General features: G+C 35.5%; 17 protein-coding genes. 13 read left to right on the top strand and 4 right to left on the bottom strand.

Features of this window, described 5'->3' with window-relative positions; all coding sequences use genetic code 11:
- From AC59HC_RS19230 to AC59HC_RS19185, 10 genes are all read left to right on the top strand, one after another.
- Window positions 1-4,521, top strand: coding sequence for a TonB-dependent receptor plug domain-containing protein (locus AC59HC_RS19230; RefSeq protein WP_496559174.1), 4,521 nt, complete (start codon window positions 1-3; stop codon window positions 4,519-4,521).
- 168 nt (window positions 4,522-4,689) lie between these two features.
- A complete protein-coding gene (locus tag AC59HC_RS19225; RefSeq protein ID WP_034696386.1) occupies window positions 4,690-5,193 on the top strand; it encodes a GbsR/MarR family transcriptional regulator in 504 nt (167 codons plus the stop codon).
- A 71-nt stretch (window positions 5,194-5,264) separates the two neighbouring features.
- The gene (locus tag AC59HC_RS19220) at window positions 5,265-5,576 is read left to right on the top strand and encodes a hypothetical protein (protein WP_496559173.1); all 312 of its coding nucleotides are present in this window, start codon (window positions 5,265-5,267) and stop codon (window positions 5,574-5,576) included.
- Between the two features lie 477 nt (window positions 5,577-6,053).
- Complete coding sequence (locus AC59HC_RS19215; RefSeq protein WP_202839270.1) at window positions 6,054-6,416, top strand: hypothetical protein; 363 nt, start codon at window positions 6,054-6,056, stop codon at window positions 6,414-6,416.
- Window positions 6,413-7,237, top strand: coding sequence for a DCC1-like thiol-disulfide oxidoreductase family protein (locus AC59HC_RS19210; protein WP_496559172.1), 825 nt, complete (start codon window positions 6,413-6,415; stop codon window positions 7,235-7,237). The genes AC59HC_RS19215 and AC59HC_RS19210 overlap by 4 nt, the downstream gene beginning before the upstream one ends.
- 20 nt (window positions 7,238-7,257) lie before the next feature.
- Window positions 7,258-7,734: an SRPBCC family protein gene (locus AC59HC_RS19205; protein WP_202839272.1), complete on the top strand. Its 477-nt coding sequence runs from the start codon at window positions 7,258-7,260 to the stop codon at window positions 7,732-7,734.
- A 16-nt stretch (window positions 7,735-7,750) separates the two neighbouring features.
- Window positions 7,751-8,455, top strand: a complete 705-nt coding sequence (locus AC59HC_RS19200) for a YqjF family protein (RefSeq protein WP_496559171.1) — start codon at window positions 7,751-7,753, stop codon at window positions 8,453-8,455.
- Between the two features lie 80 nt (window positions 8,456-8,535).
- Complete coding sequence (locus tag AC59HC_RS19195) at window positions 8,536-9,435, top strand: TIGR01777 family oxidoreductase (protein WP_395974372.1); 900 nt, start codon at window positions 8,536-8,538, stop codon at window positions 9,433-9,435.
- Between the two features lie 50 nt (window positions 9,436-9,485).
- Complete coding sequence (locus tag AC59HC_RS19190) at window positions 9,486-10,928, top strand: alpha-L-fucosidase (RefSeq protein ID WP_496559170.1); 1,443 nt, start codon at window positions 9,486-9,488, stop codon at window positions 10,926-10,928.
- On the top strand, window positions 10,928-13,591 hold the full coding sequence (locus tag AC59HC_RS19185; RefSeq protein WP_496559169.1) for a beta-glucosidase: 2,664 nt from the start codon (window positions 10,928-10,930) through the stop codon (window positions 13,589-13,591). The genes AC59HC_RS19190 and AC59HC_RS19185 overlap by 1 nt, the downstream gene beginning before the upstream one ends.
- Before the next feature lie 53 nt (window positions 13,592-13,644).
- Here AC59HC_RS19185 and AC59HC_RS19180 read toward each other — a convergent pair whose 3' ends face one another.
- Window positions 13,645-14,532, bottom strand: coding sequence for a hypothetical protein (locus tag AC59HC_RS19180; RefSeq protein WP_496559168.1), 888 nt, complete (start codon window positions 14,530-14,532; stop codon window positions 13,645-13,647).
- A gap of 273 nt (window positions 14,533-14,805) precedes the next feature.
- Here AC59HC_RS19180 and AC59HC_RS19175 point away from each other — a divergent pair, with 273 nt between their 5' ends.
- Together AC59HC_RS19175 and lpdA are read left to right on the top strand one after the other, a co-directional pair.
- Window positions 14,806-15,069, top strand: coding sequence for a hypothetical protein (locus tag AC59HC_RS19175; RefSeq protein ID WP_228432475.1), 264 nt, complete (start codon window positions 14,806-14,808; stop codon window positions 15,067-15,069).
- 228 nt (window positions 15,070-15,297) lie between these two features.
- Window positions 15,298-16,686 (top strand): dihydrolipoyl dehydrogenase, encoded by a 1,389-nt coding sequence (lpdA, locus tag AC59HC_RS19170; RefSeq protein WP_496559167.1) that lies wholly within the window; start codon window positions 15,298-15,300, stop codon window positions 16,684-16,686.
- Window positions 16,687-16,769: 83 nt separating this feature from the next.
- Here lpdA and AC59HC_RS19165 read toward each other — a convergent pair whose 3' ends face one another.
- From AC59HC_RS19165 to chrA, 3 genes are all read right to left on the bottom strand, one after another.
- Complete coding sequence (locus AC59HC_RS19165; RefSeq protein ID WP_496559166.1) at window positions 16,770-17,648, bottom strand: nuclear transport factor 2 family protein; 879 nt, start codon at window positions 17,646-17,648, stop codon at window positions 16,770-16,772.
- Between the two features lie 142 nt (window positions 17,649-17,790).
- Window positions 17,791-18,369, bottom strand: coding sequence for a TetR/AcrR family transcriptional regulator (locus AC59HC_RS19160; protein ID WP_411414050.1), 579 nt, complete (start codon window positions 18,367-18,369; stop codon window positions 17,791-17,793).
- Between the two features lie 244 nt (window positions 18,370-18,613).
- On the bottom strand, window positions 18,614-19,741 hold the full coding sequence (gene chrA / locus AC59HC_RS19155; protein ID WP_496559165.1) for a chromate efflux transporter: 1,128 nt from the start codon (window positions 19,739-19,741) through the stop codon (window positions 18,614-18,616).
- A gap of 278 nt (window positions 19,742-20,019) precedes the next feature.
- On the opposite strand from chrA, the gene AC59HC_RS19150 reads away from it, so the two are divergent.
- Window positions 20,020-20,820, top strand: coding sequence for a patatin-like phospholipase family protein (locus AC59HC_RS19150; protein ID WP_110010461.1), 801 nt, complete (start codon window positions 20,020-20,022; stop codon window positions 20,818-20,820).
- Window positions 20,821-20,915: the final 95 nt, after the last annotated feature.

Here is a 20,915-nt window from a genome sequence, read left to right as displayed (position 1 = left end):
ATGAATCTCAAGTTTATATCCAACTATATCATCCTGCTGTGCTTATTGTTTTCAGCCTTTTCTGTGAAAGGCCAGCAACCATTTCAGGATTTTGAAAAAGAAAAGACCTACATCCAGACCAATCATGTTTTTTATAAACCTGGGGAGCAAATGTATTTTAAAATATATGTTGTAAAAGGAAACAATAATTTATCGGTCGAAGAAAGCAGAGTAGTAAATTTCGAAATAACAGACCCTGCAGGAAGTGTTGTGAAAAAATTGAAATATGAAATTACCAATGGATACGCCCGGGGAGATTTCTATTTTGCTGAAGACATGAAGGGTGGCATCTATAAAATCAGAGCTTTTACCAACTGGATGCAGAACGAAGAAGGGAAAAATACCTTCGAAAAAGAAATTACCCTCCAGAAAATTGTATCTCCAAGAATTTTAATGAAACTGGATTTTCCTAAAAAAGGTTATGGCCCTGGAGATGAGGTAAGTGCTTATTTTTCAATGAGAAGTCTTAGTAATCTTCCGATTCCTTTTTATGAAGCAGATTACACCGTAATGCACAACGGAGAAACGGTTTCAGAAGGAAAACTTATTACCGATAAAGAAGGTAGAAAACTGTTAACCTTTAAGCTTCCTGAAGTTTTGAAATCCTCTGACGCTCTTTTGAATATCAAGGTGAATTTTGACGGATTTACCGAATCCATCTCCAGAAATATTCCTGTTGTCCTGAATAATCTGGATGTGAAATTCTTACCTGAAGGCGGAACTTTTGTCAATGGAATAGAACAGAATATCGCTTTTAAAATTCTGGATGAGTTTGAAAAACCTGTAGATGCTGTTTTGGCAGTTTACAATCAGAATCACGAAAAAATAAAGGAAATTTCAGCCTATAATTTCGGAATGGGAAACTTCCGGTTTACGCCTAAAATAGGAGAAACTTATTATGCAAAAGTGCTGAAACCGGAAAATATTACCCAGACTTTTAATCTCCCGGTAGCAAAAAATGAAGGACTGGTTTTGAATATTCGGAATGAAAATAAAAACCTGAATGTTACCATCGTTTCTACCCGGGAAAAAACAATTACCCTGTTGGGAAGTTTCCGCGGAAAAGACGTTTACAGCAAAATCATTTCGCTGAAAAAAGGAATGAATTCTTTAAAAATTGCAGAAAAGGATTTCCCTACAGGAATCTGCAGGTTCACTGTTCTGGAAAACAGTATGCCGATTGCAGAAAGGATTGTTTTCGCTAATAAAGTAAACCAGCTGAATATAAAAGTTACCCCTGTAAAGCAACATTATCTGCCGAGGGAAAAAGTGATGCTGAATATTGAAACTACCGATGAAAATAATAAACCTGTTCCCGCTAATCTTGGAATAAGTGTTGTAGATGATAAGCTATGGACATATGCTGATGATAAACAGAATCATATTATTTCCTGGCTTTTGATGGACTCTGAGCTCAAAGGGAAAATTGAAAAACCTCAGTTTTATTTCGATAAAAAAGAAGAAAAAGCAGATAAAAGCTTAGATCTTGTGATGCTGACAAACGGTTACCGATATTTTGAGCCTATTCCGGAAATTGTGAAGAGCAATAAATACAAATACCTTCCTGAAAAGAAAAACACAATCTATGGCGTGGTAGAAGATGAAAACAAAAAACCGGTGAAAGCAGATGTTTTTCTTTTGGACACCTATAATAAAAAGATCCTCAAACAGACTGTTGCTGAAAACGGGAAGTTTTATTTTTCGGATTTAAATGCAAATAATTCTTATAAAATTATTGCAAAGTCTTTTCAGCCTAAACATCAGCTGAAAATCAAAATTCTGTCTTATAATCTGGATATTAATCCTTTAGCAAAACAGAAACTTACCCATATAGACGTAGAAGAAATTGTAAAGGAAGCTGAAAGAAAAGAAGAAGTAAAAAAAGAAAACAGAAACAATACCAGTCAGCTGAATAATCCCGGCAGAGCAAAAACCGATACCATCAGTAGAAATAAGAGTATTGAAGAAGTAATTGTTGTGGGGTACGGTGTAAAGAAAGATCAATTAACGGTTGCTTCTACCACAGTATCTTCTTCTATGGAAATGCAGAATGCCAGCGTAACTTCTCTGTTGAGTGGAAAAGTAGCAGGATTAGTTATAACAGGTACCGGACAGTCGGGGACAGGTGAACAGATCAATATCAGAGGAACGGCCTCTATTACCAATAAGAACCCGCTATTCATTGTGGATGGTATTCCTGTCGAAAACTTTAATACGACGATTAATCCAAATGATATCAACAGTATTACCGTTTTGAAAGATGCTGCGGCTACCGCTATTTACGGAAGCAGAGCTGTGAATGGAGTAGTGATCGTCAACTCATCCAAAAATAGAAAATCAGAAATAAGTTTTGATATTACCCCGAAATCTTACCTTGCCATAGAAACCGTGCCTTATGGAAAACTAATAGCATATGAGGGGGCAAGAGAATTCGTTTATCCTGAGTATAAATCCACCAGTACCTCTTACCGTTTTGATTACAGAGAAGCGCTTTACTGGAATCCCGTAGTAGAAACCGATAAAAGCGGAAAAGCAAAAGTAGAGTTTTATAATTCAGATGCGAATTCCACTTTCAGAATTATGACAGAAGGAATTGCCGCATCAGGACTTTTGGGAAGAGATGAAACAACATATGCTGCCCAGAGTCTGATTTCGATAGATACTAAAATTCCTCAGTACCTGACGAGAACAGACCAGATGACAATTCCTGTGGTAATTAAAAATAATTCTCCTGAAACGCGTAAAATGACCATGGACGTTATTGTACCGAACCATGTGAAACTCATCAGTTCTGATAGTCTTATCACTCTGAAATCATTAGAATCAGGAAGATTATTTGTGAAAATACAGGCTGATGAGACTGTGAATTCTGATATTCAGTTTTCAGTAAGATCAGGAGATTTCAGAGAGACAATGATTCTTCCGTTTAAAGTAGAAGAAAAAGGATTTCTCCATCAGTTTTCCATCATTAATAATAAAACAGATGATCTCAAAATCAATATTCCGGAGTATATCAACGGAAGTCTGTATTCGTCCTATTATGTATTTGAAAGTACGGCTCTGAAGATGTTTGGAGACATAGAGCAACTTAAAAAGGAACCTCATGGATGTTTTGAACAGCTTTCCTCAACAGTATATCCTAACATTTTTATTCTTGATTATTTAAAATCAAATAAAAAAATAGACACCGCGACCGAAAATCTGGTGATAAAAAACCTGAGAAAAGGCTTCCAGAAGTTGCTGAGTTATAAAAATAAAGACGGAGGTTTCGGATATTTCAGCTCCGCAGAATCAGATGTTACCCTTTCAGCATTCGCATTACTGGAATTTACGGAGTTAAAGAAGTATGTGAACCCGGATACTAAGCTCATCCAGGGACTTTCCTCATTTATTTTGTCAAAAAAGAATGCAAATGGATTATTCGAAGTAAGAAAACCCTATGAATCCCAAAAAGACTTTTCTGAATTTTCATGGTCGAGAAATATGTATGTTGTATATGCTTTATCCAAACTGGGCTTTAAAAATGAAATTGAAGATTCCTTTCAGGTAATGCTGAAAAGAGCTTTGGCTACAAAAGATTCTTATCAATTGGCTTTACTTGCTAATGCAGCAGCATATCTGGGAAAACAAAAAGAATATGACGATATGATAGACATTCTGGACAAACAATATAAAACAAAGAAGGTAAAATCTGAAGTTACTTTTACTGGTTCATGGGGAATGTCTGCAGATGCAGAAACACTTTCATTATATATTATTGCGCTTCAGAAAGATGAGAAACTCAATCAGTTGAAAATCGCTGAAGCAGCTGATCAGCTTATTGGTTTGAATGGTTATTTCGGATTCGGCTCTACACAGGCCACAACACTGGCAATCCAGGCATTATCTGATTTTTTCTCTAAAAATGAGAAATTGTATGGAACTGAAAAACCGGTTATTAAGATTAACAAAGCGAATACTTATCCTAATATAAGTCTGTCATCAGCATATAAAACAGGGGAAAATGATATCACTATTCATTATCCATCACAAAAAGGACTTCCTTATAAGCTGGAATATCAATATTACACGCTGCAAGCTCCGGAAAGCAAGGATATTCCACTTACCATGGAGACCAAATTAAAATCCGGAATGTCAAAAACAGGGGAGACCAGGAGAATGACCATTACTGTAAAAAATAAAATAAACGGTGAGCTGCCGATGACCATAGCAAAGATTGGTATCCCGGCAGGACTAACGCTGCAAAATGCTTTACTGAAAGATATGGTTGATAGAAAACAGGTTTCTTACTATGAGATTTTCAATAACTATCTGGTTTTATACTGGGAACATTTCAATGCTGAGGAAACAAAGACTATTAATCTTGATCTCAAAGTAGAATTTGCCGGAACGTATACAGGAAAATCGAGTAACGTATATCTGTATTATATGCCGGAAGCAAAATATTGGAACCAAGGGATTACAACCACTATTGAGCCTTAATTTTTATAAACCGAAACAGACATCTATTGATCCTTGTCAAGGTTTTAAACCTTGACAAGGATCATTAAAAATCTTTTTAAAAGAAATAATCTTAAATTAATTTTCAAAAATTATTGAAAATTCAAAAAATATAATTATATTTGTTACAGAAATTTAAAAGAAGAAAACATGCAACTTTCAGAAGCCAAAGAAAAATACATTCAGACCTGGGGAACCTTTGCTACCAATTGGGGAATCAATCGTACGATGGCACAGGTGCATGCATTGCTTCTGGCGAGCGGAAAACCTCTTTCTACAGATGAAGTCATGGAACAGCTGGAGATTTCAAGAGGAAATGCCAATATGAATCTACGTGCTCTGATAGACTGGGGCATCGTGAAAAAAGAATTTGTAAAAGGCGACCGTAAAGAATATTTCGTAGCAGAAAAAGATGTCTGGTATCTGTTCAAACAGATTACCAAAGAAAGAAGAAAAAGAGAAATAGAGCCTGTCATTTCCTTTCTTGAAGAGTTAAAAAATATTGAGGATAAAGATTCAGAAGAAGCTCAGGAATTTATCAAGCTGATGAATGATTTCAGTTCTGTCACCGGAAAAATCAACAATATCATGGATCTGGCGATAAAAAGTGATGACCACTGGCTGGTAGGGAAGATTACCAATCTGTTGAAATAAATTTTCAAAAAATGAGAAATCTTTTGTTACTATGTCTTTTAACTCTGATGATGAGCTGTCAGAAAAATGTAATGGCAAATTTCGATATTCATATAGAAAACTCTGATAAATATGATAATGGGCGTCACGATTTGTACAAAATTGAAATCTATAAGGATGAGAAGATTTTCAAAATTCTAGAACCTGAAGGGTCTGCTCTTTTCTTAAATTCCAATATAAAATTTGACAGTTTAAAAGAAGGAAAGTATTCATTTGTTTATGAAAATCTTTTTGGAGAAACCATAAAAAAAGAAATAAAAGTTGATGAATCTAAAACATACAGAGTTAGTATTAATCCTGATTATTTATTAAAAAAAATAATAAAACTGTTTTTGAAAATCTAAAAGACTCGGAAGCAAAATTGGTATTTCAATCAAGAGGATGTTTTCATCAGGGTAAAGATTCAATAATCATCATTAATAAGGGAAAGAATTACTTTCTCCGACTGAAAAATGGTAGTTTGAAGATTTTGGATAAAGAAGCATGGGCGTATTTGGTAAAAACGGAAAATATAATAAGAGAAATTCCTAAAGATGGAGAGTGTACCACAAGAGATGAATATATTTTCTGTCATAAAGGAAAATCCGATACCATTAATGACACTACATGTAGATTTTCTACTTGGTATACGCTAAAAGACTATTTAAAAAAGAATAAGCTACAATAAAATAAATCTGGATGAAAATCCTTTTTTATTTTAATTTAATTTTCAAAAATTACTGAAAATATAAAATTAATAATAATTATGAGAAATTTAATCATTCATTTATTCCTGATTATTTATTTCAGAAGAAAAGGATCACTTTAAAACCATTGCTGCCATGAAAACATTTGCAAAATATGATTATTACATTCAGTTATTCTTTATAATAATTGGGCCTCAGGTTTTTATATTTGGTGGTTTGTCTGGATTTGTTCTGTTTTATTTTATAGTAGGAATTCCTCAATTGGTAAGTTTCCTGATCAAACTGTTTTTCAAAACAAAAAAGTCAGCATTGTATATCGCGTATGGAATTGTAATAGTACCGGTCTGGATTATTGTAACCATCTTGTTTACAGAGAAACACATCAATGATTTTTTTGGATATGTTTTAATGGCTGTTCTTTTATATAGCCCTGTGATGGCAGCGGCGTATGTTTATGACTGTTACACTACTTATGAATCTTATAAATCACAATTATGAAAACGCTCAAAAACCACACATTAATCTACGACAATGAATGTCCTATGTGCAATCTCTACTCCAAAGGTTTTACTAAATGCGGAATGCTGGATGAAGATGGAAGAGAAGCCTTTACAGAAATCACATTGAGAAATAAAATCCTGATAGATTTCAACCGTGCGAAAAATGAAATTGCTCTGGTAGATCACAACAAAAATGAAGTCGTTTACGGATTAGACAGTCTGCTCCTCATCATTGGAAACTCTTTTCCATTGTTGGCAAAAATTGCACGGACAGAACCTCTGTATTGGTTTTTTCAAAAACTGTATTCTTTCGTTTCTTATAACAGGAAACAGATCATTCCTTCCTCAAAAGACTATACAGAACAATCCTGTGTTCCGGATTTTAATCTGAAATACAGAATTGCATACATCAGTTTTGTTGTTATTTTTTCAGCATATATCCTAAGTATATTTTCCGGTAAACTGAACTTGAATTTAGAGAGGAATTTCGTGAGAGAATTTGCCGTTTGCTTTGGCCAGATCCTTTGGCAGACTATCTTTTTAAAAGCTTATCTCAAAGATAAAATTTGGGATTATCTCGGAAATATGATGACTGTTTCTTTAATCGGAACTTTACTGTTAATTCCTGCGCTGATGACCAGTTTTACTCCTGTTTTTTATATGATATATTTTGGAATTGTAGTAGTGATCATGTTTCTGGAACATATCAGAAGGTGCAGAATACTAAGGCTGAATTATCTTCCTACCATTTCCTGGACATTATTTAGATTAATAGCGCTAACAATCATTATTCTGACCACTTTTGGAATTAAAATATAACAAGCTAAAATGTTTTAAAAATGTCAACCATCTATTTAAATACAATCATCAAAGCAGATATTCACTATGTTTTTGATCTGGCAAGAAATATTGATCTTCATCAACAGTCAACCTCAAAGTCTCATGAAAAAGCCATTGCAGGACGTACTTCTGGATTAATTGAAGAAAACGAAACCGTAACCTGGCGGGCAAAACATCTGGGAGTTTATCAAAATCTCACCACGAAAATTATCAGCATGGAAAAACCGTTTCAGTTTATTGATGTCATGCAGAAAGGAGCCTTCAAATCCATGCGCCACCGACATATTTTTAAATCCGTAAATGGAAATACCCTGATGACAGATATTTTCGAATTTGAATCTCCGCTGGGTATTTTAGGGAAATTATTTAACTCAATTTTTCTTAAAGGATATCTAAGGAAATTTTTACTCAGAAGAAATGAAATGATCAAAACTATTGCAGAATCTTCTGTCCGTGATGGAATTGCGATTTTTTAACCTTAAAAACAGTGTTATGAACTTTTTAAAAGCAGAATGGCGAAAGCTGGCCATCATCAATTACGAAATCAATCCTCAAGTTTTGCTGCCCTACCTTCCAGGAGGAACAGAACTCGATTTTTATAAAGGCAAATGCTATGTAAGTCTGGTAGGATTCATGTTTTTAAATACCAAATTATTGGGTATACCAGTCCCTTTTCACCGGAATTTTGAAGAAGTGAATCTAAGATTTTATGTAAAGAAAAAAGAAAACGGAATCTGGAAAAGAGGAGTGGTGTTTATTAAAGAAATTGCCCCCAAACCTGCATTAAGTCTGGTCGCCAATGCTGTTTACAAAGAAAATTATCATACCATGCCCATGAAAAATCAGATGGAAAAAGGAGAGGAAGAACTGCTGATCCGCTATTCATGGAAGGATAAAAACTGGTATTCCATTCAGATTATGGCTGAAAATGTAACAAAACCTATGGAAGAAAATTCAGAATTTGAATTCATCACAGAACATTATTTTGGCTTTACCAAAAAAGAAAACACAACTTCTGAATATGAAGTCTGTCATCCGAAATGGGAATGGTATACTGTAAAAGAATATCAGTTAGAAGTAGATTTTCAAAAGATCTATGGAAATAATTTTGAATGCCTGAATCATCAGCTGCCTCTTTCCATAATGCTGGCCGAAGGCTCCGAAATTCAGGTGAAAACCAAAAGGTATATCAACTAAAATAATAAGAACAAAACGTCTGATTATTTGTGCAAATCCGTGCAATCCGTACGCAAACCTTAAACCTTAAATATTAAAAAATGAAAATAATCATAGCTGGTGGAACCGGATTCCTGGGCGAAAATTTAGAAAAATACTTTTCAGAAAAAGGATATCAGGTCTATATTTTGACCAGGAAGCCTCATCGTAAAAACGAAATCTATTGGGATGCCCGAACAATAGGAGAATGGAAAAACAGCCTTGAAAATGCCGATGTTCTGATCAATCTAACGGGGAAATCTGTTGATTGCCGGTATCATGAGAAAAATAAACAGGAGATCTATTCTTCAAGAATTGATAGTACAAGAATACTGCAGGAAGCGGTAGACCAATGTTCTGAAAAACCAAAAATATGGCTGAATGCAAGTTCTGCAACCATTTACGTTCATTCCGAAAACCACCTCAATACAGAAGAAAACGGAATTATCGGAGACGATTTTTCTATGAATATCTGCAAAAGCTGGGAGAAAGAATTTTTTGCAGTTAAAAATGAAGAAATACGAAAAGTTGCCCTTCGTACTTCTATTGTCCTTGGAAATAATGGAGGTGCTTTTCCAAAACTGAAAATGATTACAAAACTGGGGTTAGGTGGAAAACAGGGAAGAGGAAACCAGATGGTAAGCTGGCTTCATATTGAAGATTTCTGCAAAGCAGTGGAATGGATTATTCAGCATGAAACTATCTCAGATGCAGTGAATATAACAGCTCCGGATCCTCTTTCCAATCAAAGTATGATGAAAAAACTGAGAAATAAAATGAGAATACCTTTCGGACTTAACGCCCCGGTTTGGCAGCTGGAAATTGCCTCCATATTCCTGAATACAGAAACGGAATTATTATTAAAAAGCAGAAACGTCTATCCGGAAAAACTTATAAAAAACGGATTTAAGTTTTCATATTCTACATTTGATGAAGCGATTCTTAATCTCCTGGAATCCTAATGTTTGCAGGTTTCCCTAAGGATAATTAAATTAGCGGAAAACTATTCCTTATGCTGGTTATATCCAAAATAAAACCCTTTTTCCTTTCATCCCTTTTTATAAGTTCAATTGCATTTTCACAGGCTCATAATGTATCAGATGGATATCAGAAGCCCACAGACCCTTTGGTGGTACAAAATCTGGAACAGTGGCAGGATATGAAATTCGGATTGTTTATGCACTGGGGAACCTACAGCCAGTGGGGAATTGTTGAAAGCTGGAGCATATGCCCGGAAGACGAATCATGGACACAGAGAAAACCTGAACACGGGAAGTCATATTACGAATATGTAAAAAATTATGAAAATCTTCAGACTACCTTCAATCCAACCCGATTCAATCCTCAGAAATGGGCAGACGCGGCGAAGAAGGCAGGAATGAAATATGTGGTTTTCACCACCAAACATCACGATGGTTTTGCCATGTTTGATACCCGGCAGTCGGATTATAAAATTACTTCTCCCCAAACCCCTTTTTCAAAAAATCCAAAATCCGATGTGACAAAGGAAATTTTTAATACTTTCCGAAAAGAAGGTTTTAAAATAGGAGCTTATTTCTCAAAACCTGACTGGCATTCCGATGATTATTGGTGGTCTTATTTTCCGCCCAAAGACAGAAATGTCAATTATGACCCAAAGAAATATCCGGAAAGATGGGAGAACTTTAAAAAGTTGACCTTTAATCAGCTGAACGAAATTACTTCCAATTACGGGAAAGTTGATATTCTCTGGCTGGATGGAGGCTGGGTACGTCCTTTTCATACCATAGATCCAAAAGTAGAATGGCAGCGCACTATCAAAGTAGAGCAGGACATCGATATGGACAAAATAGGCACGATGGCTAGAAAAAATCAGCCGGGAATCATCATTGTAGACCGCACCGTTCCGGGAAAATGGGAAAACTATGTTACTCCTGAGCAGGCAGTTCCGGAACATGCTCTTTCCATTCCGTGGGAAAGCTGCATCACCATGGGAGATTCCTTTTCTTATGTTCCCAATGACAACTATAAGACCTCCCAGAAGATCATTGAAACATTGGTGAAAATCATTTCAAGAGGTGGAAATTACCTTATGAATATTGCGCCCGGACCTAACGGAGATTACGATCCCATTGTATATGAAAGGTTACAGCAAATTTCAGGCTGGATGGATAAAAATCAGTCTGCGGTTTTTGCAACAAGAAGTATTGCACCTTATCACGACGGAAATTTTTATTATACACAAAGCAAAGATGGAAAGACATTGAATATTTTTCACTTGGATGAAAAGACAAATTATGAGTCTCCATCAACATTAAGGTTTACCATTCCTGATCATTTTAAACCGAAATCTTTGAAAGTTTTAGGCTTATCAAACAAAATTCAATGGAAAAAATCAGGGAATTCAATTGAAATTAACTTGCCGAAAGAAAGAACTCAATTAAAATATTCAACTGTCATTCAAATCGTTCAATAATGAGATGTATTTGTTTTAAACTTGCCGGAGTCGCATTATTGTTGAATGTTGTGATTACTTTTGCTCAAAAACCTTTGTATAAAGATCCCAAGCAGCCCATTGAAACCAGAATTCAGGATCTGTTGAAGAGAATGACCCCAGAAGAAAAATTCTGGCAGTGTTTTATGATTCCCGGAGATTTGGATAACGTCCCGAAAGGACAATATTCACATGGAATTTTTGGACTTCAGGTGAGCGCAGGAAATCAGGGAGGCGGAGCAGCAGGACAACTGCTGAAATACAATGCCAGTGAAGATGCAGAAATACTGGTGAAAAAGATCAATGCCATTCAGAAATATTTTGTGGAAGAATCACGATTGGGAATTCCCATGATTCCTTTTGATGAAGCTTTACACGGATTGGTTCGGGATGGCGCTACTGCTTTTCCGCAGGCAATTGGCCTGGCTGCTACTTTCAATCCTAAATTAATGACAAGGGTTTCAACAGCGATTGCAAAAGAATCAAAACTGAGAGGAATCCGCCAGATTCTGACACCTGTAGTAAATCTTGCCAATGACGTCAGATGGGGAAGAACAGAGGAAACCTATGGTGAAGATCCATTTTTGACATCCGTAATGGGCGTAAGTTTTGTCACTTCCTTTGAAAAGATGGGAATTATTACCACTCCCAAACACTTTTTGGCCAATGTAGGAGAAGGAGGAAGAGATTCATACCCGATTCACTGGAGCAAAAGATATCTGGAAGAAACCCATTTGATTCCTTTTAACAATGCTTTTACAAAAGGAAAAAGCCGTTCTGTGATGACTTCTTATAATTTGCTTGATGGAAGACCTTCAACGGCCAATCATTGGTTATTAAACGAAAAATTAAAAAAAGACTGGAATTTCAAAGGTTTTGTCATCAGTGATGCCAGTGCGGTTGGAGGTGCCAATGTCCTGCATTTTACAGCAAAAGACTATGATGATGCTTCTGCACAGGCCATCAATGCAGGACTTGATGTGATTTTTCAAACCGAATATAAACATTATCAACTCTTTATACCTCCGTTCCTGGATGAGAGGATTTCAAAAGAAAGAATAGACGATGCTGTATCAAGAGTATTGAGAGCCAAATTTGAGCTTGGATTATTCGAAAATCCCTACGTTTCTGTTAAGGAAATTGAAGAATTAAAAAAACTCAATCACAAACCTTTGGCAGAAAAAGCAGCGGCAGAGTCTTTTGTTTTGCTTCAGAATAATAACCGGACGCTTCCTGTTCCGGCGAATGTTAAAAAGATTCTGGTGGTAGGAGCGGATGCTGTGGATGCAAGATTAGGCGGTTATTCAGGGCCCGGAAACAAAAAAATAAATATACTGGATGGCCTTAAAAACTATGTGAACAATACAGAGACTGAAATTATGTATTCAAAAGGAATTGACTGGAATGTAAAAGATTTTACCACAATTCCAAACGAATATCTGTCCTCTGAAAATAAAAAAGGATTAACAGGATATTATTTTGCCAATACTGATTTAAAAGGTAATCCGGCTTTTGGAAGGCAGGATGAAAACCTCAGTTTCAAATGGACTTTATATTCTCCTGATCCGGGAAAACTGCAGCCTGACAATTATAGTATCCGGTGGACCGGAAAGCTGGAAGCTCCCAATTCCGGAAAATACCAGATCGGCCTGCGTGGAAATGATGGTTTCAGATTATACCTGGATGGAAAATTAGTGATTGATCAATGGGAAAAGCTGAGCTATTCCACAAAAACTGTGGAGGTAGACTTCGTAAAGGGGAAAAAATATGATATAAAGATCGAATTTCATGAAAATCGTGGCGAAGCCAATTTAGAATTGATCTGGAACGATGGTTTATATGATTATCAGAAAGATTTTAAGGAAGCTTTAGATCTTGCCCAAAAAGCAGACTATATTCTTGTTACGGCCGGAATTCATGAAGGTGAATTTCAGGACCGATCATCATTAAGTTTGCCTGGAAATCAGGAAGCGTTTATTCATGAGGTTTCAAAACTGAAGAAACCTGTAACAGTTCTTCTGGTAGGCGGCTCTGCCATAAAAACAACAGCGTGGAAAGATAAAGTAGGAGCCATCTTAGACATTTGGTATCCGGGAGAAGAAGGCGGAAATGCGGTAGCAAAAACGCTTTTCGGAGCTGAAAATCCATCCGGAAAACTACCGGTCACATTTCCGGTTCATGAAGGGCAGTTACCTTTAACTTACAATCACCATCCAACAGGAAGAGGAAATGATTATTATGATCTGAGTGGAGAACCACTATATCCGTTTGGCTTCGGACTCAGTTATACCTCTTTTGAAATTTCTGACCTGCAATTGAGCAAAGCCCAATATTCAGAAAATGACACTGTGATTGCTAAAGTCAAAGTACAAAATACAGGTTCAAAAGCTGGGAGTGAAGTCGTTCAGCTATATGTAAGAGATGTATTGGCTTCAGTGTCAAGACCAATTATTGAACTCAAAGGCTTTCAGAAAGTCGAATTACAACCGGGAGAATCAAAAACGGTCACCATAGAAGTTCCGGTAAAACAACTACAGTTTTTAAATGAAAACATGGACTGGACTGTAGAAAAGGGAACGTACAGAATTATGATCGGTAATTCATCGAAGAACCTTCCTTTAAAACAAAATATTGAAGTTTTATAACCATAAAAAAGAGCAGAAAAGTCTGCTCTTTTTACATATTATATTGAAGATATTTAATACTTTCTTGCCAGCAGCACGTTCAGTAGGAATGTTCCTGCCCAGTTACTGTTATTGGTCGTGGCACCATTTGTACCGATAAAGTCTACACGGGCAACAGATACAGTAAGCCTGGTTCTACCACCTGTACCATTATTGGCCAGACTTACAAAAGAAGCTGTAAACACATCCGGGAAACTTGAGTTGTTTCCTGCAGTAAGAATAGGATACATATTGGTAACATTGAAAGGAGTTCCCTGATATTCATAAACAAGGGTCATTCTGCTGGCATTGGAGTAGGAAGCAGTTTGGGCTCTGTCCACAGATGTTTTACTCACGATCCACCATCTGTCTGTTGCAGTACCTGAATCGTAACCTGCATTAGCGTGATTGGTCCAGTCAGCAAGAGCCGCCGCTCCAAGGGCATGAGGAGGAATGAAAAGCTGTGTACCATAAATTTCTACATTGCTTGGTTTTGGAAGAACAGTAAAAGATAAATCCCATGTTCCTCCGGAAGTATTACTGTTGTTTACTACTTCGGCATATGCTCCTGTAGGGATTACAAAAGAAGCAACAGGAGTATTATCAATTCTTAAAGTATTTCCACTGGAAGCCTGTAAGGTAATAGCATTGGGAGAAATGTTCTTAATCTTATAAATTCTTCCTGTAAAACTGGTTGTCCCGGTTCCGATCACAGGAAGGGTAAAGGTGGCATCTGCAGTTCCGTTATAGGTAATATAGTGATCAGTAGCCAGAATATTATATGTTGTAGCAGTAATCTGAGTATAGCCAGCCCTTAAAGAACCGTTTACAGCAAGTGTACTGTTAGGCGTTGTTGTATTAATGCCTACTTGTGCAGTTAAGGGAATAGCAGCCAATAAAAGGATCGAAATGTATTTTCTCATATTGCATAATTTAATTAACACAAAAATATAAAAAAAAACATCTGAAAATTATTTGACAATGAATATTTTAAATAAATCATTAATATTTTAATATCAATAAATGTTCGGCATTTCTCAATGTACATTATTTTAAGTGGAATCATCTCCTGGAGATACATACTATGCTTTCTAAAAAAAAATCTTGGTATGATATATGCAAGATTTATCGTGAACTGGAATGAATTTCATTAAATGATATTGGTTTAATTGAAAACATTCAAAAATATGAGCATTATGAAAAAGTTATTAATTTCAACAGTACTGTTATTAGGTTTATCCATGAGTGTTTCTGCACAGAAACATCCACCAGTTCCCCCACATCCTTCAAAAAGCGAGTTGGTGAATATTAAAATGCAGGAGCTTACTAAAAAATACAATCTTGAGAAAAAGCTGATCCTTAATCATCCGCTTGCTACCAAACAGATGAAGAGAGACCAGATGAAAGCCTTAAATCAAAGATATGCGACTGAAAAGCGATTACTTAGACAGGCGAAATAATACAGAATTTTTACAGTTATTAAAATAAAAAAAGCTGTTTTTTATATTTTGAAATTTAAGAAGTTTTCAATGTAAAGGAAAATTTATTGAAAGAGAATGCGTTTTGTGTTCTCTTTCTTTATTTGGAATTGAATAAAAATGGCTTTATTGATGCATTTTAAGATCAGTCTGAAGAAACATGAAACATCCAATATTTTTCCTTAAATTCGCATAAAAATTTTTAAAGTAATGAATTACGATATTATTGTCATTGGAAGTGGTCCTGGTGGATATGTTACTGCGATCAGAGCAGCGCAATTAGGTTTCAAAACCGCAATTATCGAGAAAGAAAATTTAGGAGGAATCTGCCTTAACTGGGGATGTATTCCAACTAAAGCTTTATTGAAATCTGCTCAGGTTTTTCATTATATCAACCATGCTGAAGATTATGGTTTGAATAAAGTGGAGGCAAGCTTTGAATTCCCGAATGTGATTCAGAGAAGCCGTGGTGTTGCCAGCAAAATGAGCAAAGGAATCGAATTCTTGATGAAAAAGAATAAGATTGACGTAATTCTTGGTACTGCAAAAGTACAGAAAGGTAAAAAAGTTTCTGTTACAGATAAAGAAGGAAAAGTAACTGAATATACAGGTACTCACATTATTATCGCTACAGGAGCTCGTTCAAGAGAATTACCAAACTTACCGCAGGATGGTAAAAAAGTAATCGGATACAGACAGGCATTATCTCTTCCTGAGCAGCCGAAATCTATGATCGTTGTAGGTTCCGGAGCTATCGGGGTAGAATTTGCTGATTTCTATAACACAATGGGAACTAAAGTAACCATTGTTGAATTCATGCCAAACATCGTACCGGTAGAAGATGAAGAAATCTCAAAACACTTGGAGAAATCTCTGAAGAAGACAGGAATCGAAATCATGACAAACGCTTCTGTAGAAAGTGTTGATACAAGCGGAGATGGAGTAAAAGCTACTGTGAAAACAGCTAACGGAAACATTACCCTTGAAGCTGATATTTTATTATCTGCTGTAGGTATTGCTGCTAATATCGAGAACATCGGATTAGAGGAAGTAGGAATCCAGACAGACAAAGGAAGAGTATTGGTAAACGAGTGGTATGAAACTTCAGTACCTGGTTACTATGCGATCGGAGATATTATCCCAACTCAGGCATTGGCTCACGTAGCTTCTGCAGAAGGAATTACTTGTGTGGAAAAAATCAAAGGAATGCATGTTGAGAAAATCGATTATAGTAATATCCCTGGATGTACTTACTGCCACCCTGAAGTAGCGTCTGTAGGTCTTACTGAAAAGCAGGCTAAAGAAAAAGGATACGAAATCAAAGTTGGTAAATTCCCTCTTTCTGCAAGTGGTAAAGCTACTGCAAACGGAAACACAGACGGATTTATCAAAGTGATTTTTGATGCTAAATATGGTGAGTGGTTAGGATGCCATATGATCGGTGAAGGGGTAACTGATATGGTTGCTGAAGCTGTTGTAGCCAGAAAACTTGAAACTACAGGTCACGAGATCATCAAATCTATCCACCCGCACCCAACAGTTTCTGAAGCTATTATGGAAGCTGCTGCTGCTGCTTACGGTGAAGTGATTCATATTTAATCTGAAATACAGAATCTTATATATAATTAAAACCCGGATTTTCCGGGTTTTTTTAGTGAAAGTAATAATAACTTTGTAAATCTCTATTGCACATTAATAGCTTTGGACTGCATTTCTTCATTAAGTTTATAGCTATCCTCCAGAAAATGATATTTCACAATTTTACCATTCACTACTTTAAAAATCACAACAAATTCAGTAGTAAATATCTTATTGAATTTTAAAATTTTTGAAGACAGATATCCGGTAGCAGTGGCATTTTCACCATTAACAGCTATAAAGTCGATTTCAAATTTTTCAGGTTTGACATTTGAGTATAATTCTTCAAAAAATTCTTCTATTTCCTTCTTAGTTTGCCTTTTACCTGTCCACGGAAATTTTTGTTTATTTCCAGGCAAGTCCCAGTCTGCATGATCAGAAAATAAATCTAAAATATTTCCTTCCTTTTTTCCGGATTGTAAAGCAAAAAATTCATCTATTACCTCTTTTGTTGTTTTTAGAGATTCTTTGTTGATAGGTAACGATGGATTTTTAAATATATTTATTCTATCTACATCTTCTGAAGTAAAATCAGGATCTACATACACATGTATACGTTTGATAAATTCATCTTCGAATTCAAAAACATTGCAGAATTTACCATAAGAAATCTTATTATCAGGCCACTCCTTTCCGGATTTTGTAATTCCCCTTTCTGTCCCTTCTACCACAATACTATGGTCAGAAATTACATATTTAAAATTATCAATATCATGGCTGAGGCTTTGAAGATGAGCACCCATTACTTTTCCAAAATTTGTGATTCCATTTTTTCCCTTTTCAAACCCGAATTTAGGATAATATATTTCTACATCATCTGTATAGAGATTAAAATATTCTTCGTCAAATTGCCCTTCATCCACTTTTTTGAAATACGTTTTCACTTTGTTTTTGCGAAGTGTCGCAAGATCTGTATTGTTCATATTTTTTTGTTGTTGTATTGCTCACCTGTCCTGAGCTTTCATATTGGTAATGTTTATGAATATCAGAAAAGTAGCTGTTATTATGATATTGTTCTTCATTTATTTTATTTAAACCGATCGTTCCAGAATTTGATAAAAAAAATTATTTCTTAATTTGATCTATTAAAAAATCAACCATTTCCATTACTTCCTTTTTATTTTGGGTCAGGTTATAATGGCTCCAGAAACTGCTGAAAGAAGATAATATATAGCGGGCAATAATCTGAGCTGAAGTTGTACTTTTGATATTTCCATCTTCCTGAGCCTGTAATATTGCTTTTTCTAAAATAGCCAGTAAAGATTTGCCACTTTTTAAAATAAGCTGCCTGGCTTCCTGATCTTCCGGAACAATTTCGAAAATGGTTTTCACCGTAAGGCATGCTTTATTATCAGTTACAGTTTGTTCAACAACATCACGGATAATGTTTTCAAGCGCGGTTATACCTTCATTTTTTGCTTGTAACGCCTGGTAATATTGATTTTCTTTGAAATCAGAATAATTGGATAAGCATTTTAAGAACAAATCATGTTTATTACCATAGGTATCATAAATACTGCTTCTGTTCAGCTTCATAGCATCTACAATATCGTGCATTGAGGTAGCGTGATATCCCTTTTCCCAAAAGAGATTACGGGCTAATTCCAGTTTTTCCGTATAATCGAATTCTTTATTTCTTGGCATACTGCAAATATACAATTTAAACCAATCGTTCCAAATTGAATTTATTATTATTTAGATTCTTTATTAGCGTGTAAGGCTGGCAATTGATTCTTTAAACATGTAAAAATAACCTAACAGGTTTTTAAAACCTGTTAGGTTTAATGCCCATCTAATTGATAAGAAAATCAATTCGCTCCAGGATTAATCATAAAACCAAAGATTTTTATCTGTGGTTTTTTATAGAAAGTATACTCATTAGTGTTTTTCAGGATAAAAAGCTTAGTAAAAAACCTAGTAGTGCTCCTCCGATAACTAAAAAAGCACTGTTTAGTTTTTTAAATCTGAATACAACAGCTATACTTATACAGGCGATAAGAGTTGTTTTCCAGTCGGTAATGCTGTCAATTCCCATAGTGATGCATACAGACAGAATGAGAGCTACAGAAGCCACATTTACACCGTTAAGAAAAGAAGAAAATGTTGCAGAATTTCTCATTTTATTTACGAAAGGACCAGACAACGCAACAAATATAAAAGAAGGAAGGAATATGGCTAAAGTAGATACCAAAGCCCCCGAAAGTCCATTGATCTGATATCCGATAAATGTCACTGAAGAAAACACAGGCCCCGGAGTAAACTGGCCTACGGCGATAGCATCTATAAGTTCCTGACGGGTAATAATCCCTCTGGAAACAAGCTCTGTATCCAGAAAAGCAAATAAAACATATCCACTGCCATATAATATGACTCCGATTTTCAGAAAGATCCAGAATAATTTTAAATTGAGCAGAGAAGATGTGTTAGACAGTAAAAACTGAAGTGGACTAATAAAAATAAAATTGTTCAGCTTTTTATTTCTTTGCTGATACTCTATCATCAATATTAAAAATCCGGCTCCGAACATTAATACTATTTCACTGATTTTTAACAAAGAACATATGAGAACAATTCCTCCAACAGCCGCTAATGGGAAAGTTTTTACTGATTTTTTTGCCAGTGGGAATACGGCACCTATTATAATCGCTATAATGGCAGGCTTTATTCCATAAATAAAAGGAGATACTTCGGGAAGCCGGCCATATTCTTTGTATAGCCATGCAAAAATACCGGTAATAATAACCGCAGGAAATATAAAACAAAGCCCGGCAACTATAAGTCCTTTCCAGCCTGCTCTTTCACGTCCTATATGGATTGCCATTTCAGTACTGTTAGGACCGGGAATGAGATTGGTAGCTCCAATAAGATCCAGAAATTCCTGATCTGTCAGCCACTTTTTTTCAGCTACCACTTCTTTTTGCATCATTGCAATATGGGCTGCCGGGCCTCCAAATCCAATGATTCCCAGCTTCAGAAATAATTTGGCAAGGTCTTTTAAGTCATTATTATTGTTCACTTTAAATGATTTGTTTTACAAGGCTCATTCTTAAAAATTGATTTGATAAAAGTAAAAAACTATAGGATATATTTTAATATCTGAATGATCATTTTTACATTAATTTTGAAAAGTATAGGCTTTAATAGCAGATTGTAAAGGTCAGGCTGGTTAAGGATTTAAAGCTGTTTGATTGAATTTTAATGTGATTACAGCGATTTTTCTTAAAATAATTTTAAAATTAGCATATTTATAAAAATTAACTTAATTATTTCAGACTGTTTTCTTACATTTATTCAATGAATTTTGAGAGAGTAGGACTTGTTTTATCAGGAGGCGGTACCAAAGGAATCGCTCATGCAGGAGTATTAAAATTCTTACAGGAAAAAGGTATTGAGATAGATATTCTTTCCTGCTGCAGCGCAGGATCTATTGTAGGATGTCTTCATGCTGTCGGAAAAACTCCGGAAGAAATCCTGGAATTCTTCAATTCTGTCTATTTTTTCAATTGGAAACACTTTACGTTCAATCAGCCGGGACTGGTTTCTTCAGTGATCTTCAGAAACTACCTGAAACCTATTTTCCACGAAATGAAATTAGGTGATCTTGATATTGAAGTGAAAATCGTAGCTACAGAGTTGGTTGCAGGTACCCAGAAAATTTTTGATAAAGATTTTGAAATTGTTGATGCCATTATTGCCTCTTGCTCCATTCCGGGAATCACAACTCCTTATATCATCGGTGATGAAATGTATTGTGATGGAGGAGTACTGAATAACTTTCCGGCAGATATCATCAGAGAAGACTGTGATAAGCTGATCGGTGTATTTGTATCTCCACCCAATGAAGCAAAGATTAAGGATCTAAACTCTATTAAAGCTATTGTTTCCCGCTCTTACGACCTTCTGTCCTACAGAATCGAAAAAATAAAATTTGATTACTGTGACTGGTTCATTTCTTCCCAAAAATTATCTTCCTACGGAACTTTCGAACGGAGAAAAGACAGACTGGAAGAGATTTTCAATATCGGTTACAAAGCAGCAAAAGAAAGCTATGAAGAAAGTACTTTTTTCACAGAATTAAAACAATCTGGAACATAAAAAAATCCTGCATTAATCTAGACTGCACCCAAAAGTTTAGACAAAATTAAACAATATTATTATATGAAAGAGTTCGGTACTCTACCGGACTCTTT

It is taken from the genome of Chryseobacterium sp. DZ-32 (assembly GCF_059587025.1).
The sequence above is the reverse complement of the archived record's forward strand: the minus strand, read 5'-3'. Positions and strand labels throughout refer to the sequence as shown.

Coding starts and splice junctions, on each gene's coding strand:
- AC59HC_RS19210 (WP_496559172.1), top strand. CDS start 6,413: ATGAAAACGCTCAAAAACCACACATTAATCTACGACAATGAATGTCCT.
- AC59HC_RS19165 (WP_496559166.1), bottom strand. CDS start 17,648: ATGAACAATACAGATCTTGCGACACTTCGCAAAAACAAAGTGAAAACG.
- AC59HC_RS19190 (WP_496559170.1), top strand. CDS start 9,486: ATGCTGGTTATATCCAAAATAAAACCCTTTTTCCTTTCATCCCTTTTT.
- AC59HC_RS19205 (WP_202839272.1), top strand. CDS start 7,258: ATGTCAACCATCTATTTAAATACAATCATCAAAGCAGATATTCACTAT.
- AC59HC_RS19180 (WP_496559168.1), bottom strand. CDS start 14,532: ATGAGAAAATACATTTCGATCCTTTTATTGGCTGCTATTCCCTTAACT.
- AC59HC_RS19160 (WP_411414050.1), bottom strand. CDS start 18,369: ATGCCAAGAAATAAAGAATTCGATTATACGGAAAAACTGGAATTAGCC.
- AC59HC_RS19215 (WP_202839270.1), top strand. CDS start 6,054: ATGAAAACATTTGCAAAATATGATTATTACATTCAGTTATTCTTTATA.
- AC59HC_RS19175 (WP_228432475.1), top strand. CDS start 14,806: ATGAAAAAGTTATTAATTTCAACAGTACTGTTATTAGGTTTATCCATG.
- AC59HC_RS19220 (WP_496559173.1), top strand. CDS start 5,265: ATGGCAAATTTCGATATTCATATAGAAAACTCTGATAAATATGATAAT.
- AC59HC_RS19225 (WP_034696386.1), top strand. CDS start 4,690: ATGCAACTTTCAGAAGCCAAAGAAAAATACATTCAGACCTGGGGAACC.
- AC59HC_RS19185 (WP_496559169.1), top strand. CDS start 10,928: ATGAGATGTATTTGTTTTAAACTTGCCGGAGTCGCATTATTGTTGAAT.
- AC59HC_RS19150 (WP_110010461.1), top strand. CDS start 20,020: ATGAATTTTGAGAGAGTAGGACTTGTTTTATCAGGAGGCGGTACCAAA.
- AC59HC_RS19230 (WP_496559174.1), top strand. CDS start 1: ATGAATCTCAAGTTTATATCCAACTATATCATCCTGCTGTGCTTATTG.
- lpdA (WP_496559167.1), top strand. CDS start 15,298: ATGAATTACGATATTATTGTCATTGGAAGTGGTCCTGGTGGATATGTT.
- AC59HC_RS19195 (WP_395974372.1), top strand. CDS start 8,536: ATGAAAATAATCATAGCTGGTGGAACCGGATTCCTGGGCGAAAATTTA.
- AC59HC_RS19200 (WP_496559171.1), top strand. CDS start 7,751: ATGAACTTTTTAAAAGCAGAATGGCGAAAGCTGGCCATCATCAATTAC.